At 58.1% G+C, this 17,388-nt stretch carries 13 protein-coding genes; 9 read left to right on the top strand and 4 right to left on the bottom strand.

Going from position 1 to position 17,388, the window contains the following annotated elements; genetic code table 11:
* Nucleotides 1-65: 65 nt before the first annotated feature.
* Nucleotides 66-3,290, bottom strand: a complete 3,225-nt coding sequence (locus tag L8I05_RS22620; protein ID WP_242171602.1) for a hypothetical protein — start codon at nucleotides 3,288-3,290, stop codon at nucleotides 66-68.
* Nucleotides 3,291-3,684: 394 nt separating this feature from the next.
* Entirely contained in the window at nucleotides 3,685-5,583 is a 1,899-nt protein-coding gene (locus L8I05_RS22615; protein ID WP_242171600.1) for a sigma-54-dependent Fis family transcriptional regulator, read from the bottom strand.
* Nucleotides 5,584-5,854: 271 nt separating this feature from the next.
* On the opposite strand from L8I05_RS22615, the gene L8I05_RS22610 reads away from it, so the two are divergent.
* The 9 genes from L8I05_RS22610 (at nucleotide 5,855) to L8I05_RS22570 (ending at nucleotide 15,246) form a co-directional block, all read left to right on the top strand.
* Entirely contained in the window at nucleotides 5,855-7,375 is a 1,521-nt protein-coding gene (locus tag L8I05_RS22610) for an aldehyde dehydrogenase family protein (protein ID WP_159960184.1), read from the top strand.
* A 184-nt stretch (nucleotides 7,376-7,559) separates the two neighbouring features.
* A complete protein-coding gene (gene eat / locus L8I05_RS22605; RefSeq protein ID WP_197626652.1) occupies nucleotides 7,560-8,993 on the top strand; it encodes an ethanolamine permease in 1,434 nt (477 codons plus the stop codon).
* A 61-nt stretch (nucleotides 8,994-9,054) separates the two neighbouring features.
* Nucleotides 9,055-10,449 (top strand): ethanolamine ammonia-lyase subunit EutB, encoded by a 1,395-nt coding sequence (locus L8I05_RS22600; protein WP_242171599.1) that lies wholly within the window; start codon nucleotides 9,055-9,057, stop codon nucleotides 10,447-10,449.
* Nucleotides 10,446-11,276 carry an ethanolamine ammonia-lyase subunit EutC gene (gene eutC / locus L8I05_RS22595; RefSeq protein ID WP_242171598.1) on the top strand — a complete coding sequence of 277 codons (831 nt, stop codon included), beginning with the start codon at nucleotides 10,446-10,448 and terminating at the stop codon, nucleotides 11,274-11,276. Before L8I05_RS22600 ends, eutC begins: the two co-directional genes overlap by 4 nt.
* Nucleotides 11,277-11,372: 96 nt before the next feature.
* The gene (locus L8I05_RS22590; protein WP_159960199.1) at nucleotides 11,373-11,831 is read left to right on the top strand and encodes a GNAT family N-acetyltransferase; all 459 of its coding nucleotides are present in this window, start codon (nucleotides 11,373-11,375) and stop codon (nucleotides 11,829-11,831) included.
* 315 nt (nucleotides 11,832-12,146) lie between these two features.
* Nucleotides 12,147-12,803 carry a DedA family protein gene (locus L8I05_RS22585; RefSeq protein WP_159960201.1) on the top strand — a complete coding sequence of 219 codons (657 nt, stop codon included), beginning with the start codon at nucleotides 12,147-12,149 and terminating at the stop codon, nucleotides 12,801-12,803.
* Nucleotides 12,804-12,809: 6 nt separating this feature from the next.
* Nucleotides 12,810-13,640, top strand: coding sequence for a M90 family metallopeptidase (locus L8I05_RS22580; RefSeq protein ID WP_242171597.1), 831 nt, complete (start codon nucleotides 12,810-12,812; stop codon nucleotides 13,638-13,640).
* Nucleotides 13,641-13,733: 93 nt separating this feature from the next.
* Nucleotides 13,734-14,261, top strand: a complete 528-nt coding sequence (gene ppa / locus L8I05_RS22575; protein ID WP_003176323.1) for an inorganic diphosphatase — start codon at nucleotides 13,734-13,736, stop codon at nucleotides 14,259-14,261.
* Between the two features lie 214 nt (nucleotides 14,262-14,475).
* Nucleotides 14,476-15,246, top strand: a complete 771-nt coding sequence (locus L8I05_RS22570; protein ID WP_177018070.1) for a helix-turn-helix transcriptional regulator — start codon at nucleotides 14,476-14,478, stop codon at nucleotides 15,244-15,246.
* Between the two features lie 436 nt (nucleotides 15,247-15,682).
* Here L8I05_RS22570 and L8I05_RS22565 read toward each other — a convergent pair whose 3' ends face one another.
* Complete coding sequence (locus tag L8I05_RS22565) at nucleotides 15,683-16,606, bottom strand: nucleotidyl transferase AbiEii/AbiGii toxin family protein (RefSeq protein ID WP_242171596.1); 924 nt, start codon at nucleotides 16,604-16,606, stop codon at nucleotides 15,683-15,685.
* Complete coding sequence (locus L8I05_RS22560) at nucleotides 16,596-17,360, bottom strand: type IV toxin-antitoxin system AbiEi family antitoxin (protein ID WP_242171595.1); 765 nt, start codon at nucleotides 17,358-17,360, stop codon at nucleotides 16,596-16,598. Before L8I05_RS22560 ends, L8I05_RS22565 begins: the two co-directional genes overlap by 11 nt.
* Nucleotides 17,361-17,388: the final 28 nt, after the last annotated feature.

Below are 17,388 nucleotides of genomic sequence, written 5' to 3'. Positions count from 1 at the left end.
GTGACGATCAAAATACGCACCTTATTGAACGTCACCCTCATGCAGTTCGGGTGTCTTACCAGTGCCTACTGGGCTGCCTTCGGTTGAATAGGCTGCTGGGGCGGTGTCGGGCCCGACGCGTTTTCCTGAAACTCTCCTACCGTCTCAGCATGACCATTACCATCCTTTACAGCAGTACCTGTGTCATAACGAAGATCACGCAACTCTTTCACTTTAATGGGCGTGAAGCCTGGCAACTGAGGGCCGTAGTGTTCCAGCGCCTGGTGATCAAAGCCGTACCAGTTGTTACCTTGCTTCACGGCAACGACGGGAACCTTGGGACCGCTTTCACCCAGCGGCTGATATGTGCCTTCGGCGATGGTCTGTTTGTAACCTCCGTGTGGGATGTCCCAACTACGCCCAGGGATGCGAAGTTTGCTCGAAAACGAGGACAAGTTAACAGGCGGCGCCGCATTCAAAGCGGTCTTGCATACTTTGAACAAACCACTCCCGGAGTCATAAAACGCCCCTATCGGGTTAGCAGCCTTAACCCCTGACTTGACTGCCCCTTTGAAAAAAGCAACGGCTGAACTTACCCCTTTGGCGCCGACTTTAACACCTTGGAAGCCGCCTTTAGCACCCGGTATAAACAAGCCGACAAAGTCAAAAACCCCGCTGACAACCGCCTCATGCTTATTACCTTCAATTATATTTTTTACAAGGTCGTGGAAGGGAAGCAGGCTCAACATGAAGTTTTTGAACATCTTCGTTCGAGCTTTTCTTTTTTCGGAGTCGCTCATACCGTTAGCCGCGTCTTTAAGCTCATCGACCGCTTTTTTATAAAGTTCAGTTACCTGCCCGGCCAAAATGCCGACCCTTGGCGATGGCGTATTCCTCGGCTTAAGAATATGCGGCGGTGGCAGTTCCTCAGCACCGCCGTACTTCCAAATAGGTTTTAAGTTGTAACGTTTCCCCCCAACACTCACACTGAAGAAAGGTGCGGTGCGACTGGAATTTACACTCCACCCCTCAGGGACGCCCGGCAGAGGGTCACCATTCTTGATAATCCTGCCTAACTGTGGTGAGTAAATATACTCAACCTTTTTACCCTCCAATACCGTAGTGATCAGAAACGCACCACTTCCGAACATCTGAAATAACGCATTACTCTCACTGTCTTTAGGAAAATTAGAACCCGCCGGCTGGCTCAAATGCCTCATTTCCATTTTGCCAAAATCAAATCTCTTCAGATCTTCATCCGGGAGCTGCGACACTTGATACGCGAACATCTCACCTGCAGCCTTGCTGAAGCTATCGGAGTACTCATCAAATTTCTCAACGAATTCTTTCTTGATATCAGGCAGCTTTTTAATGCCTGCGTGTAAAACGGCAGTCGTAAAGGTTGAATCCTTAGAACTCCAGCTCGCCGTGAGCTCACCAGACATATAAAGATTCAACAAGGAGTCTTTTTTCAGATTCAGCCCCATGGGGCGGGTGAGTATTTTTTTCTCAAACAGGTGTGCATTTTCTTCGCCGTATACCCGCGTTAATGCCGCCAGCGCCAAATCCCGGCGAGTCGGCAGTGGCGCTAAAACACCTTTCAGAGCAGTCGCCATACGGCTGGTTTCCTCTTCCAGGGCAGCCGTTACACTCGCGATGGTTTCAGCGCTATAGCCTTCACTGTTTTCCTTAATGATGCCTTTGGCCAGACCCCAGTCGACCACGGCCTGCAGAGCAGCAGCTTTCGTCTGAGACTCCTGTTCCAGGGTAACGGGCTCCAGATCCGCTTGTTCCCTGATCTGAACATAGCTCTGGCCCGCCGACGATCCGGGGGTGCTCTGCTCGCGGCGAAATACTTCAGCGCTGAACATGACCCATTGCGGGGAGCCAAACGTTACCGATTCCGGCACATCCGTGACCAAAAACTCCGGAGCCGACATCGCCAGCAATTGGTAGGTGGCTACTTTCGCCATCTCGGGGCCGACGATACCTGCCATATGGGTTTCAAAACGCTTGACGATCTCGGCTGGCGTACGCCCCACATTGTCTGGTTGGCGCAAGTTATAGCCGGCCAAATTATCGCGTTCCAACCCCGCTGCTGACTTGTTGGTTTCCAACCCCAATGCCGTGAGCAGTGCTTCCTGGCCACTGGTAGAGGTAGGCAATGCGCCAATCGCTTCCTGCAGTTGCTTACCTAATGCATGGGCTTGAGGGGTGTCGATCAAGGCTTTGAGAAACGCCTCTGGATGGGTGTCGGCCAGGGCCCTCAAAGACTCTGGAACCGCACGTTTCAGGTACTCAAAAAGACTGGGAGCCTTACCCTCTGCGTCCAGCGGAACCTGAGTTTGAAGCGCCTTCCAGGCACTGACGCTTTCGATTATCTTTTTCTGAGCATCCTCGCCCAGCGGCACACTTTTAGTCAGCAACCCACCATAATTACCTTCACGTGGCGCACTTAACGGCGGTGCGAACAATACGCACTCCAAGTTGGCAAGTGCCTCCAGTGTGGTTGGAACTTGCAAACCGTAGGCGGCCATCAATTGCTTGAGGTTCATCGTGATCGGCTGCGGCTGTTCTTCACGCCAAAAGGCGGAGTGCGGTGCGATCTCTACGACGATGGATTCCAGGTCCGGCGTCGCGCCGGGCGCCTCAATCTGTTTTTTCAAAGCGGCGAGCAGGTTATGCTGGGTATCGGCTTCGCCAGTCTTGTTTAAAATAGTCGCAGGCACGTGATCATCAGCCATTGAGTTCGGCTTTGGGCGATCAATAAATTGACGAGCAAGGTTCAAATCGACCGTGTATATGCTTTGCCCTAACTCTTCGATTTTAAAAACATCGTCACGCCTGAAGGTGCTATGAGGCGCCAACTTTTTAGCGATGATCATCAAGTTGTCAAACAACGCTGTACCGCCCGCAATAGCGTTAAGTTCAGGCGAGTCTCTATTTATTTTTTTGTGCCCGCCGTCAAACCAGATCTCACCTTTATTGTGCTCAATGTGAGTAAACGCACCCCGCCCACCGAACAGGTTCTCCAGTTGCGTGAACGCAGAAGAGTTGGTCGCAAACCTCAGCGCTTCAAGCCACCCGCCCAAGGTCGACTCCGGTGGAACCCGCAGGCGCGATCCGGCTGAATGCTGCTTCAAAGTATCTTGCTTGAGACGTACATCCGCCGCCGCTCGGGAAGCCTCAGTGCTACCCGCCGAAGTGTTCTCACGCGTCGTGGACGGGGCACTGCTCGCACTACGGTTGGACTGAGGGACATCATTAGTTGGCGAGCCAAAGGGCGCAATATTTATATTATGCACAGTCATAAGTAATCTCTTTCACGGTTTTGATGAACGGCTCACAAACGCACCTGAATCAACAGCGCGATTCGCGAACACATTGTATAAAGCCGGCCAAGTTTAACGCCCACTTAATGAGCGCCAACTTTCAGAGTCAACCGTTCGAACAGCCCCAAACTGGCGAGCTGTTTTAAATCCCTATAACATGAGCGCAGACCGACTGATCAGCAAAGCTAACCTGCCAGTACTTGACATTGAACAGAGGCTCTCTTGGCCCTCAGTTATTAAGTGGCCGTCACCACCCGAACAGTTCCAGAACAACTAAGCCAGGCAGCGGCTATATCGATTGAATATAACTAACAACCCTATAGAGCTGCCCTATGAACTAACACCCGCACGTGCGCCTATTCCTCTTTACCCCCTAATCATTGCGCTTGGACACCACCACGCCATGTTTGCGCAATTTGCGGTAGAGCGTATTACGGCTGACGGCCAGTTGTTCAGCGGTACGGGTAATATGCCAACGTTGCTGTTCAAGCGCAGTCAATAGGGTTTTTCGCTCCGCCTCATCCAGCAGCGACGTATTCAAAGGCGCAACGCTTGGGGTGCGCACGTTCACAGGTAAATCGGCCTCCACAACACGGCCGTTCTCAGCCAACGCCACCAGCGTGCGCAACACCATGCGTAATTGCCGCACATTGCCAGGCCAGGCGTAAGCCAGCAGCGCCTCTCGTGTCGCCCTGTCTACTGTGACCGCCTGCCCTGCTGACTCCTGATCGAGAATGAAATCCAGCAATTGAGCCTTGTCAGTGCGCTCACGCAGTGCCGGCAGCGCGACCTCCAAACCATTGAGCCGGTAATACAAGTCTTCCCGAAAACTGCCGGCCTGGACTCGCTCACTCAAATCACGGTGGGTAGCACTGATGATGCGCACGTCCACCGCCTGCGCAGCCCCGCCGATAGGCACCACCATGCGATCTTCCAACACCCTCAACAGGCGGGTTTGCAACGCGAAGGGCATATCGCCGATCTCGTCGAGAAACAACGTTCCGCCATCGGCCTCTTGCAGCTTGCCGCGCATACCTTCTTTAAGGGCCCCGGTAAAACTGCCGCCGCGATAGCCGAACAACTCGCTTTCAATCAGGTTCTCGGGGATGGCGGCGCAGTTGATGGCGACGAAAGGCTTGCGGGTGCGCAGGCTGGCGTGGTGCACAGCCTTGGCAAAGGCCTCTTTGCCGCAACCGGTTTCGCCGCGGATCAGCAACGGCACGTCGCGCTCGAACACCTTCAGCGCCTTGCGAAAATCATTCTGCAGGGCCGGATCCCCCAGGCAGATGCCGGGTAGCCGTGGCGCCTCGGGCTTGGCCAGTGGCAACGGCACACTGCGCGGCTGCCCACGCAATGCGGCGAACAAACACCGGCCATCACGGGTTCGCAGCGGCCAACTGGCTGTGGCAGTGGCGCAGGCGCGACCGAGCAGTCCGTCGAGGGAACAGTCGAACAACGCCTCCACCGGCTGCCCCAGCAAACCACCGCGCACCTGGCCGAGCAGATTCAGCGCGCTCTGATTGACCGCGCAGACGCGCCCTTCGCCATCAAACGCCAGCAACCCTTCACTGAACAGCCCCACGGACTCCGCCTGCAGGTGAAAACGCAGCAGCCAGTGGTTTTCAAAGTGGCGCAGGAAGTAACAGCTTTCGATCATCTTCGCCGACAGATTCACCAGCGCCATGGTGTGGAACTGGCTCTGGCGCGACACCGCCTCACGCGCCGAGGACACGTCCAGCACCGCCAATAATTCGCCATGAGGGTCAAACACCGGGCTCGCCGAACAGGTCAAGCCGGTGTGGCGGCCACGAAAGTGCTCGTCGCGGTGAATCGTCAGCGATTGGCGCTCCACCAGGCAGGTGCCGATGCCATTGGTGCCTTCGCACGCCTCGCTCCAGTCGGCGCCGAGCCACAGGCCGGCGCGCTCGAAAATCTTGCGCTCCGACGGCGCGGTGACGCAGTTGAGGATGACCCCGCGCGCGTCGGTGAGCAGTACCGCATGGCCGGCGCCGGAAAGCTGTTGGTGCAGGCTGTTCATCTCGGTGCCGGCAATGTGCAGCACCTGTTGCAGACGCTCGCGGCTTTCCAGCAAGCGGCCGTGTTCGAGCACGGTGGGGGCGATGCTCAGCGCGGGGTCGAGGTGGTAGTCCTCGATGCACCGCAGCCAGGAGCGCGCGATGGACGGGTCGCTGGCGGGGCCGTGCGCAAGGTCTTGCCCGCGCGTAACGGTAAGGACTTGCTGGGCATGGCGACTGAAATGATCGTTTTGCATGTTCTTATTATTCTCTCTGCGGGAGAACAGTCAGCATCCCCTAGCCTCCCGACCATTGCAATCCCGGGCTGACCCACCCGTCGCAGGCTGTACCGTTTATGGCACAAACTGTCACCCGACCTGTACCAACCCTGTCACAGCAACGCCTTGCGACAAACCCTATCCCCTTGATTTACCTGGCCTGCACAGCAGTGGCCCGACCTTTGCTCTACGCTTTATCAAGCGCAAGACCGCTGTACTCCAATAAACATAAAAGCAGGAGATAACCACCATGCGTTACGCACATCCCGGTACTGACGGCGCGATCGTTTCGTTCAAGGCCAAGTACGGTAACTACATCGGCGGCGAATTCGTTGCGCCGGTGGATGGCAACTACTTCACCAACACCTCGCCGGTCAACGGCAAGCCCATCGCCGAATTCCCGCGCTCCACGGCCAAAGACATCGACAAAGCCCTCGACGCTGCCCATGCCGCCGCTGATGCCTGGGGTAAAACCTCAGCCCAGGACCGCTCGCTGGTGCTGCTGAAAATCGCCGACCGCATCGAACAGAACCTCGAACTGCTGGCCATCACTGAAACCTGGGACAACGGCAAGGCCGTGCGTGAAACCCTCAACGCCGACATCCCGCTGGCCGCCGACCATTTCCGCTACTTCGCCGGTTGCATCCGCGCCCAGGAAGGCACCAGCGCCGAAATCAACGAACTTACCGCGTCGTATCACTTTCATGAACCATTGGGCGTGGTCGGCCAGATCATCCCGTGGAACTTCCCACTGCTGATGGCTGCGTGGAAACTCGCCCCGGCCCTGGCGGCCGGTAACTGCGTGGTGCTCAAACCCGCCGAGCAAACCCCGCTGGGCATCAACGTGCTGATGGAACTGATCGGCGACCTGTTGCCGCCCGGCGTGCTCAACGTGGTGCACGGCTTCGGCAAAGAAGCCGGCGAAGCCCTGGCCACCAGCAAGCGCATCGCCAAGATCGCCTTCACCGGTTCCACGCCGGTGGGTTCGCACATCATGCACGCGGCGGCCGAGAACATTATTCCGTCCACCGTTGAGCTGGGCGGCAAGTCGCCGAACATCTTCTTCGCCGACATCATGAAAGCCGAACCGTCGTTTATCGAAAAAGCCGCCGAAGGCCTGGTGCTGGCCTTCTTCAACCAGGGCGAGGTGTGCACCTGCCCATCGCGCGCACTGGTGGAAGAGTCGATCTACGACGACTTCATGAAAGTGGTGATGAAGAAAATCGAGCAGATCAAACGCGGCGACCCGCTGGACACCGACACCATGGTCGGCGCCCAGGCGTCCGAGCAGCAGTTCGACAAGATCCTGTCCTACCTGGAAATCGCCAAGGGCGAAGGCGCGCAACTGCTCACCGGCGGCAAGGTCGAGCAGCTCACCGGCGACATGGCCGGCGGTTATTACATCCAGCCGACCCTGCTCAAGGGCACCAACGAAATGCGCGTGTTCCAGGAAGAAATCTTCGGCCCGGTGGTGAGCATCACCACCTTCAAGGACGAAGCCGAAGCCCTGGCGATTGCCAACGACACCGAGTTCGGCCTTGGCGCCGGCGTGTGGACCCGCGACATCAACCGCGCCTACCGCATGGGCCGCGCGATCAAGGCTGGCCGTGTGTGGACCAACTGCTACCACCTGTACCCGGCGCATGCCGCGTTCGGCGGTTACAAGAAGTCGGGCGTGGGCCGTGAGACGCACAAGATGATGTTGGACCATTACCAGCAGACCAAGAACTTGCTGGTGAGCTACGACATTAATCCGCTGGGCTTTTTCTAACCCTCCCCGATCGTTCCCACGCTCTGCGTGGGAATGCCGCCTGGGACGCTCCGCGTCCCGATGTCTGCACAGGGCTCAAGCCGGGTGCAAGGTGACGCAGAGCGTCACCGGATGCATTCCCACGCAGAGCGTGGGAACGATCGCTCTTGCTAAAAAAAACAATAAGAATGGACGGTACTTTCCCATGCCTAGCGAACCCACTGGCTCTTCCGTCGACTTTGAAAAAGTCGACTCCCACTACTTCCAACAACGCGAACTGAAAAAAGGCGCCGCCGGCTGGGTGCTGCTGGTTGGCCTTGGCGTTGCCTATGTCATCTCCGGCGACTACGCCGGTTGGAACTTCGGCCTGGCCCAGGGCGGCTGGGGCGGCATGTTCCTCGCCACCTTGCTCATGGCCACCATGTACCTGTGCATGTGTTTCTCCCTGGCCGAACTGTCTTCCATGATTCCCACCGCCGGCGGCGGCTACGGCTTTGCCCGCAGCGCCTTTGGCCCTTGGGGCGGGTTCCTTACCGGCACCGCCATCCTGATCGAATACGCCATTGCCCCCGCCGCCATCGCGGTGTTTATCGGCGCTTATTGCGAGTCGCTGTTCGGCATTGGCGGCTGGATGATTTACCTGGCGTTCTACATCATCTTTATCGGCATCCACATCTTCGGCGTCGGTGAAGCCTTGAAGCTGATGTTTGTGATTACCGCCATCGCAGCGATTGCCCTGGGCGTGTTCCTGGTGTCGATGGTGCCGCACTTCAACGTCGCCAACTTGCTGGATATTCCGGTCACCGAGGCCAAGGGCGCGAGCACCTTCCTGCCGTTCGGCTACGTCGGCGTGTGGGCGGCGATTCCCTACGCAATCTGGTTTTTCCTCGCCGTCGAGGGCGTGCCGCTGGCCGCCGAAGAAACCAAAAACCCCAAACGCGACCTGCCCCGTGGCCTGATCGGCGCCATTGTGGTGCTGACCAGTTTTGCCCTGCTGATTCTGGTCATCGCACCGGGCGGCGCGGGCACTTACGCACTGATCAAGTCGGGCAACCCGCTGGTTGAAGCACTGGCACTGTCCTACGGCGGTTCGACCTGGATGGGCAGCTTCGTCAACCTCGTGGGCCTGGCCGGGCTGATTGCGAGCTTTTTCTCGATTATCTATGCCTATTCGCGGCAGATCTTTGCGCTGTCTCGCGCCGGCTACCTGCCGCGCAAGCTGTCGCAAACCAACAAAAGCAAGGCGCCAGTGCTGGCCTTGGTGATCCCCGGCATTATCGGTTTCGGCCTGTCGCTGACCGGCCAGGGCGATTTGCTGATCTTGGTGGCGGTGTTTGGCGCGACCATTTCCTACGTGCTGATGATGGCCGCGCACATCACTTTGCGCATCCGTCGCCCCAAAATGGATCGCCCGTATCGCACGCCGGGCGGCATTTTCACTTCCGGCGTCGCCTTGGTGCTGGCCTGCGTGGCCGTGGTGGCGGGCTTTCTGGTGGATCCACGGGTGGTGATTGGCGCCGCGATCATCTATGGAGTATTAATTGCTTACTTTGCTTTCTACAGCCGGCATCACTTGGTAGCAGGCACGCCCGAAGAAGAATTCGCGGCGATCCAGGCCGCAGAGGCCGCCTTGCACTAACTGCCGTAAACCTCGACGCGGGTGCTCTCTCATTCTGCCCGCGTCGCCAAGGAGACACTGTATGGCAAGCTTTTCCCACGCGGTAGGTTCACAGACCTACCGCTTCGACAGCCTCAAGGACGTGATGGCCAAGGCCAGCCCGGCGCGCTCCGGGGACTTCCTCGCCGGCGTCGCCGCGCAGAACGACGGCGAGCGCGTGGCCGCGCAGATGGCGCTGGCGAACATCCCGTTGAAACACTTCCTCGAAGAAGTGCTGATCCCCTACGAGCGCGACGAAGTTACCCGGCTGATCATCGACACTCACGATAAACAGGCGTTTAGCGTGGTCAGCCACCTGACCGTCGGCGGCCTGCGCGACTGGCTGCTCAGCGACGCAGCCGATGAACATTCCCTACGCGCCCTGGCGCCCGGGCTGACACCGGAAATGGCCGCCGCCGTGTCCAAGATCATGCGCGTGCAGGACCTGGTGCTGGTCGCGCAGAAGATCCGCGTGGTCACCCAGTTTCGCGGCACCATGGGCCTGCGCGGGCGCCTGTCGACGCGCCTGCAACCCAACCACCCCACCGACGAACCGGCCGGCATTGCCGCGAGCATTCTCGACGGCCTGCTTTACGGCAACGGCGACGCCATGATCGGCATCAACCCGGCCACCGACAGCATCGCCTCGATCTGCGCCATGCTCGAGATGCTCGATGCGATCATCCAGCGCTACGAAATCCCCACCCAGGCTTGCGTACTCACCCACGTCACCACGTCGATCGAAGCCATCAACCGTGGCGTGCCGCTGGACCTGGTATTTCAGTCGATTGCCGGCACCGAGGCGGCCAACGCCAGTTTCGGCATCAGCCTGAGCGTGCTGCAGGAAGGTTATGACGCGGGCTTGAGCCTGAATCGCGGCACCTTGGGCCAGAACCTGATGTATTTCGAAACAGGCCAGGGCAGCGCCTTGTCGGCCAACGCGCACTTTGGCGTCGACCAGCAAACCTGCGAAACCCGTGCCTATGCCGTGGCGCGGCACTTCAAGCCGTTTTTGGTCAACACCGTTGTAGGCTTTATCGGCCCCGAGTACCTGTACAACGGCAAACAGATCATCCGCGCCGGCCTCGAAGACCACTTCTGCGGCAAGCTGCTTGGCGTGCCGATGGGCTGCGACATCTGCTACACCAACCACGCCGAAGCCGACCAGGACGACATGGACACCCTGCTGACCCTGCTGGGCGTGGCCGGGATCAATTTCATCATGGGCATCCCCGGTTCCGACGACATCATGCTCAACTACCAGACCACCTCGTTCCACGACGCCTTATACGCCCGCCAAACACTGGGTTTAAAACCGGCGCCGGAGTTTGAACAGTGGCTGGCGAAAATGGGCATCTTCACGCAAGCCGACGGCAAGGTGCACTTCGGCAACAGCCTGCCACCGGCATTTCGCCACGCCTTGAAGCAATTGGGATGAAGGAGCCGCCTGTGCAACTCGACCTGCCTGACAACCCGTGGCTGGAACTGCGCCGCCTTACGCCGGCGCGCATCGCGCTAGGCCGCACCGGCACCAGCATCCCCACCAGCGCGCAGCTGGATTTTCAATTCGCCCACGCCCAAGCGCGTGATGCCGTGCATTTGCCGTTCGACCATGAGGGCCTGAGCAGCCAAATGGCTGAGCGCGGCCGTGACAGCCTGCTGCTGCACAGCGCCGCCGTTGACCGGCATATGTATTTGCAACGCCCGGACCTGGGGCGGCGCTTGAGTGACAAATCGGCGCAGCGCCTGCGCGAGTATGCCGCCGCCAACCCTGGCGGCGTGGACCTCGCCGTGGTGGTGGCCGACGGGCTGTCGGCGCTGGCCGTGCATAAACACACGTTGCCGTTTCTTACACGCATGGAGGAACAGACCCACGCTGAAGGCTGGTCCTTGTCGCCGGTGATCCTGGTGGAACAGGGCCGTGTGGCGGTGGCGGATGAAGTCGGCCAGTTGCTGGGCGCCAAGATGGTGGTGATTTTGATCGGCGAGCGGCCAGGCCTCAGTTCGCCGGACAGCCTGGGGCTGTATTTCACTTACAACCCCAAGGTCGGGCTCACCGACGCCTACCGCAACTGCATCTCCAATGTGCGCCTGGAAGGCCTGAGCTACGGCATGGCCGCGCACCGCCTGCTTTACTTGATGAAAGAAGCGTGTCGTCGGCAGCTGTCGGGGGTCAATCTCAAGGACGAGGCGCAGGTTCAGACCATCGAATCGGATGATCCTGACCTGATGAAAGGCAATTTCCTGCTCAGCCCGCCGGAATGACTGATCGCTGCACGATTGCGCTTTTTTGCGCCATTAGGCAGCATCCGGTCACGGCCGCTTGTGTGGTCATCCCCCCTTTGGAAGTTGAGGCCTGGCATGCGGATTACTCAAGCGACCCTTGAACACCTGGACCTGTTGACGCCGCTGTTCGTCAAATACCGTGAGTTTTATGGGGCGCTGCCGTTCCCGGACTCGTCGCGGGCCTTTCTGGAAAAACGCCTGCGCCGCAAGGAGTCGGTGATTTACCTGGCCCTGGCCGATGATGACGACAAGCGCCTGCTGGGTTTTTGCCAGCTGTACCCGAGCTATTCGTCGCTGTCGCTTAAACGTGTGTGGATCCTCAATGACATCTACGTCGCAGAAGATGCGCGTCGGCAATTGGTGGCGGACAACCTGATGCGCACGGCGAAGAAAATGGCCAAGGAGACGCATGCGGTGCGGCTGCGGGTGTCGACCAGCAGTGACAACGAAGTGGCGCAGAAAACGTACGAGTCGATTGGGTTTCGCGAAGATACGGAGTTCAAGAACTACGTGTTGCCGATCAGTGAAGACTGACTTCCAAACACCACTCGTCTTCTGTGGGAGCTGGCTTGCCTGCGATAGCGGTAGGCCAGTCAGCCTAGTGTTGACTGACACTCAGCTATCGCAGGCAAGCCAGCTCCCACAATTAGATCTGCAGTGACCTGAGGCGCAAACTTGCCCGGAATAACCACGACATCCCCCGCTACAAAACCAACACGCTTTTCACCTCTCAATACGTATAATGCGGACCTTTCAGGGTTGTAAGAAATACGGCATGCCTTTGTAGCCTTACTTACCCGAGCTTCCGCACAGGCCTGCTGAGCCGGGCCATTCACACAGGTGCCACCCATGGATTTCAACCCGCTCGACCTTATCCTGCATCTCGACGTCTACCTCGACATGCTGGTGAGAAACTACGGAGTGTGGATCTACGCCATTCTGTTCCTGGTTATCTTTTGCGAAACAGGTTTGGTGGTCATGCCATTCCTGCCTGGCGATTCCTTGCTGTTTATCGCCGGCGCCATCGCTGCAGGCGGCGGCATGGACCCAATCCTCTTGGGCGGCTTGCTGATGCTGGCGGCGATCCTCGGTGACAGCACCAACTATGTCATCGGGCGAACAGTGGGAGAACGCTTGTTCAGCAACCCGAACTCGAAAATCTTCCGCCGCGACTACCTGCAAAAAACCCACGATTTCTACGACAAGCACGGCGGCAAAACCGTGACCCTGGCGCGTTTTCTACCGATCTTGCGCACCTTCGCGCCGTTCGTGGCCGGCATTGCCAAAATGCCCTACCCGCGCTTTTTCGGGTTCAGTGTGTTCGGCACCATCCTCTGGGTTGGCGGCCTGGTGACCCTGGGTTACTTCTTCGGCAACGTGCCGTTTATCAAGAAAAACCTGTCACTGCTGGTGGTGTTTATCATCCTGCTGTCGCTGGTGCCGATGATCATCGGTGTGTTCCGCAGCCGCTTCGGTCGCAGTTCTTCCGAAGCCAAGCCGCAGTAACCGGCGATGTGGTCCCTCAGCGCCTGGCGTCGCCAGCGCCTGCTGGCCAAGCACCCGATTGCCGATGACACGTGGCAGCGGGTGCGCCACCACCTTAGCTTCCTCGACGGCATTACGGCCGAACAAGACCAATGGCTGCGTGAAGCCTGCGTGGTGTTCCTCGCCGAAAAACACCTCACCGCCCTGCCCGGCGTCGAGCTGCACCAGGAACAACGCCTGCTGCTCGCCGCCCAGGCGCAGTTGCCGTTGATGAACCTCGGCGACCTCGACTGGTATCAAGGTTTCCACGAAATCGTGCTGTACCCCGACGATTTCATCAGCCCCCAGCGCCATCGCGATGCCAGCGGCGTCGAACACGAGTGGGACGGCGAACACAGCGGCGAAGCCTGGCAACAAGGCCCGGTGATCCTCGCCTGGCCCGGCGTGCTGGCCAGCGGCAACTGGGAAGGCTACAACCTGGTCATCCACGAACTGGCGCACAAGCTGGACATGCTCAACGGCGACGCCAACGGCCTGCCACCGCTGCACCACGACATGCGCGTGCAGGAATGGGCCAGCGTGATGCAAAGCGCGTTTGATGACCTCAACCGCCAGCTGGACGCCAACCCGGACGTCGACACCGAAATAGACCCCTACGCCGCCGAAAACCCGGCGGAGTTTTTTGCCGTCACCAGCGAATACTTTTTCAGTGCCCCGGATTTACTGGTCAACAGTTATCCACAGGTGTACGAACAATTGAGCCGCTTTTATCGCCAGGACCCGCTTGCCCGCCTGCACCAACTGCAAGCCGGCGATGCGCGCTACCAGACGGAACGCCAAGCGCCGTACGACGTCTGACGCATGGCATCGGCGTCAGAATATGCCTATAATCGCCGCCACTTTTAGGCCAATCCGGCCATGTTTCATGGCCAACTACGGGGGCATCGCCCAATGAGCTACAGCAAGATTCCGGCTGGCAAAGACCTGCCGAACGACATCTACGTCGCCATCGAAATTCCGGCCAACCACGCGCCGATCAAATACGAAATCGACAAAGACAGCGACTGCCTGTTCGTTGACCGTTTCATGGCCACCCCGATGTTCTACCCGGCCAACTACGGTTTCATCCCGAACACCCTGGCTGACGACGGTGACCCCCTCGACGTGCTGGTTGTAACCCCTTACCCGGTTACCCCAGGCTCGGTTATCCGCGCGCGCCCAGTCGGCATCCTGAACATGACCGACGACGGCGGCGGCGATGCCAAAGTTATCGCGGTGCCACACGACAAGCTGTCCCAGCTGTACGTGGACGTGAAGGAATACACCGACCTGCCGCCACTGCTGCTGGAACAGATCAAGCACTTCTTCGAGAACTACAAAGACCTCGAAAAAGGCAAATGGGTGAAGATCGACGGTTGGGGCAACGCAGACGCCGCCCGCGCCGAGATCATGAAGTCGGTAGCTGCCTACAAAGGCTGATACCCGCTCCTCATTGCCCCGGCAATCAAAAAAGCCCCGACGATTCGGGGCTTTTTTTGTGGGAAAAATTAAACCCCAAGTTCAATGTTTAATGCGCAGCGTTTAATAAAGTTAAAACATTGAAATATCGGCCTACAACTAAGCAAATCCCTACACGCGACATTCAACGCATAGTTTATTTGATGTCTTTTTCCGGCCAGTAAACTCTGCGTTTATGAATACATCAGGTGATCGACTAAAAGCGTTATTACGGGAAGTTCATCTTTCCGCCTCCGACTTCGCCAAGAACCGTGGTGTCACGCCTCAACACGTGAACAACTGGTTCAAACGCGGCGTGCCCATGGGCCGACTCAACGAGATCGCAGAACTGCTCTGCGTCTCCAGCCGTTGGCTGCGCACCGGCGAAGGCCTCAAACACCCACCGGCCAACTTCCTGCTGGAAGGCCCGGACACCGCCAAAGGACTGCGCACCCGCGAAGAAAGCGGCAAATACCTCACAGGCCCCGCCTGCCTCCCGGAAAAAATCGACGTGGAGATCGCCCTCCACCCCACCTTCACCTCCAACGAACGCATCCGCGTCACCCTGCACACCCTCGAAGCCCTCAACGTCAACCCCGACCGCGCCATAGGCGCCTACATGGTCGACAACAGCATGATCGACATCATCCAACAAGGCGCCACCCTCGCCATCGACCGCGGCCGCAGCCAAATCACCGACGGCGAAATCTACGCCGTCGAACACGACGGCATGCTACGCATCAAATACCTCTACAACCGCCCCGGCGGCGGCCTGCGCATGCGCAGCCACAACGCCAGCGAACACCCCGACGAATACCTCACCTACGAGCAACGCTTCGAACAGAACTTCCAGATCGTGGGTTGGGTGTTCTGGTGGTCCACCCTCAACAACCGCCGCCCCGTCCCACTGGACGAACACCTGCTGGGCTGGGAAGGCTCTAAATCGGACCCGGAGGTAGGCATTTGAGGTGAATGTGGGTATCATCCGCCGCACATTTGGCAGGGGGTGGCTTTGCGCTATTCACCCTGCCCGGCGATGCGGAGGAGTTCCCGCGGATGCCCCTACTATTCAGCCCGACGTGATGTGGGCTGAGCGATTTGAAGGCTGGTGAGGTTTGTCAAAAACAAGCTGAAGCGGTCCCCGAGAAGCCGGCCACAAGCCGGCTTTTTAATGCGCGTGAGAATTACAAACCAATTGTCCAAACAGCTGTTGGACAATTAGGGACCGTCATCAGGGCACTCGCCCCTCTGCACCGCTCCAGTTGCACTCAAGCACTTTTTACATGGATAGTCGGCTGGTATCTCGCGAAAACCCGTCTCAAAAACACGTTTAACCTCATGCCGCTACCAGCGACACAAGCATAAAACATGTCGCAGAAATCAAAAAACAGCGACATAAACCGTTAGCCCTCCAATAATTGGCCCACAACGACTTCCAGTTTCGCTACTGCCTCTGCCCGCTTCACAGCAGACATCCCCATGATATTTCTCAGCTTCCACTGCACCGCCGGCAGTTGAGCAATCCCAACCAATTTCAACAGCGCCCAGTCTGGCTCTCCTCGTTTGAGCGAAAGCAGGAAAGCAGCATCTTGTTCGTTAAACTGCTCGCGTATCGCGGCAAGCAGCACCTCCCTGGTCGCCTCCAATTGCTTAAGCGTCACCGGCTCCCGGGTCATGCCTGCAAACTCAGCCTGGAACATCCCCGCCTGCGCCTTCCAACGGGGTGCGAGCAATTCAGCCATAGGTCGGCCATGGCTGATCAAGTAGACCAGAAAGCCCTCGAAAATTTCGCGAGTCAGTCCTTCTGCGCGAAGCATCAGCATTACGTCGAACAGGTCTCTGGGGTGTTGCCGATCCAATGCAGCGCAGATTTTTCCGCCATACAAATCGGGCAAGGAGACCACTGCAATGGAAGCAAACCCGAAGTCATCCTCAACCAGGGGCACCACATCACGCGTTTGCGGCTGATGCACCGCCCCCCGCAGCACGGGCGAAACCTCAATCTTGATCTGCGCCTGAGCGCTCCTTACAAGCACCCGCAGTTCGTCATCTCGATTCCCTTGAACGGTTGTAACCGCCTGAGGTATTCCTCGCCCTATTGCATCTGCTATCCGCTGTAGCGCCAGACGAGCATCGTTCAATGCGTGCTGGCGATCAGAATTGGGTAAATACGCCAGGTCAATATCCACCGACAAACGCGGCAGGTCACGCACAAACAAGTTAATCGCCGTTCCGCCTTTGAGTGCAAAACAGCGCTCTGACGCAACGTAAGGAATGACCTGCACCAACAATCGAACCTGGGCGGCATAACGTGGATCAAGGGGCATTGGCGAAACGCTCCGGCACAGTGATAAGAAACTCTTTATCGAGTCGACCACCCCGGATGACTTGCCGCTTGCCTTTGCCTAGATCAATGCTGGAGCGGGCCAGCCGCTCGTACCATGCGTGACCCGCATTGCGCGCAAGCAGGAGGAAAACGCGTTTGACGCGAATCGAATTGCACGCCTCAAGCAGATATTGCAGACGCTTGGGGCTTAGCGTGGCCAGGCCGTCGAGCACATCAGCCACGCTGCTGAAGAGCACCTCGTTGTCACTTTGATTGATAAGCTCAAGCACGGCGCGTTCCGGGGTGGAGATTTTTATCTCAAACCGGCTGTAGGGGACTTGGAATAGTTGTAACGCCATGTCTTCCATTGCAGGGAAAAGTCCGCCGGCATGGAAGTTTATATCAACGTTCCACGGATACTTACGCAGCCAGCCAGGAAGCGTCGCGCCCTGGGTGCCAAACAAATCGACCGCCTGCTTGCCGAATGTCATGTAGTGACTGTAACCGGCCAAGCTCAGCGCCGTCGCTCCGCCTGGCCACACCTGCAACGTGGCACCTTGCTGTAGTGCGAATACGCCACCCTGCCAGTCAATATTGTCGCCGCTGCGCTTCCACGCGCCATGGCCCACTCGCTCTACCCAGCCGCTGTGTTGGTACTTCTGGATGAGACTTGGGCCCACACCATGCTCGTGTAGCCACACTTGTGCCACAACAACGCCTTCGGGCCAATCAGACAGCAAATGGTTTATTTTCATGCCCTATATGCACCTATAAGGTGATTAT

Source organism: Pseudomonas sp. MONT-RG-20F-20-E-7-02, assembly GCF_022662395.1.
GTDB lineage: Bacteria > Pseudomonadota > Gammaproteobacteria > Pseudomonadales > Pseudomonadaceae > Aquipseudomonas.
Note: the sequence above shows the minus strand (reverse complement) of the source record. Positions and strands in the feature narration are given on the sequence as shown.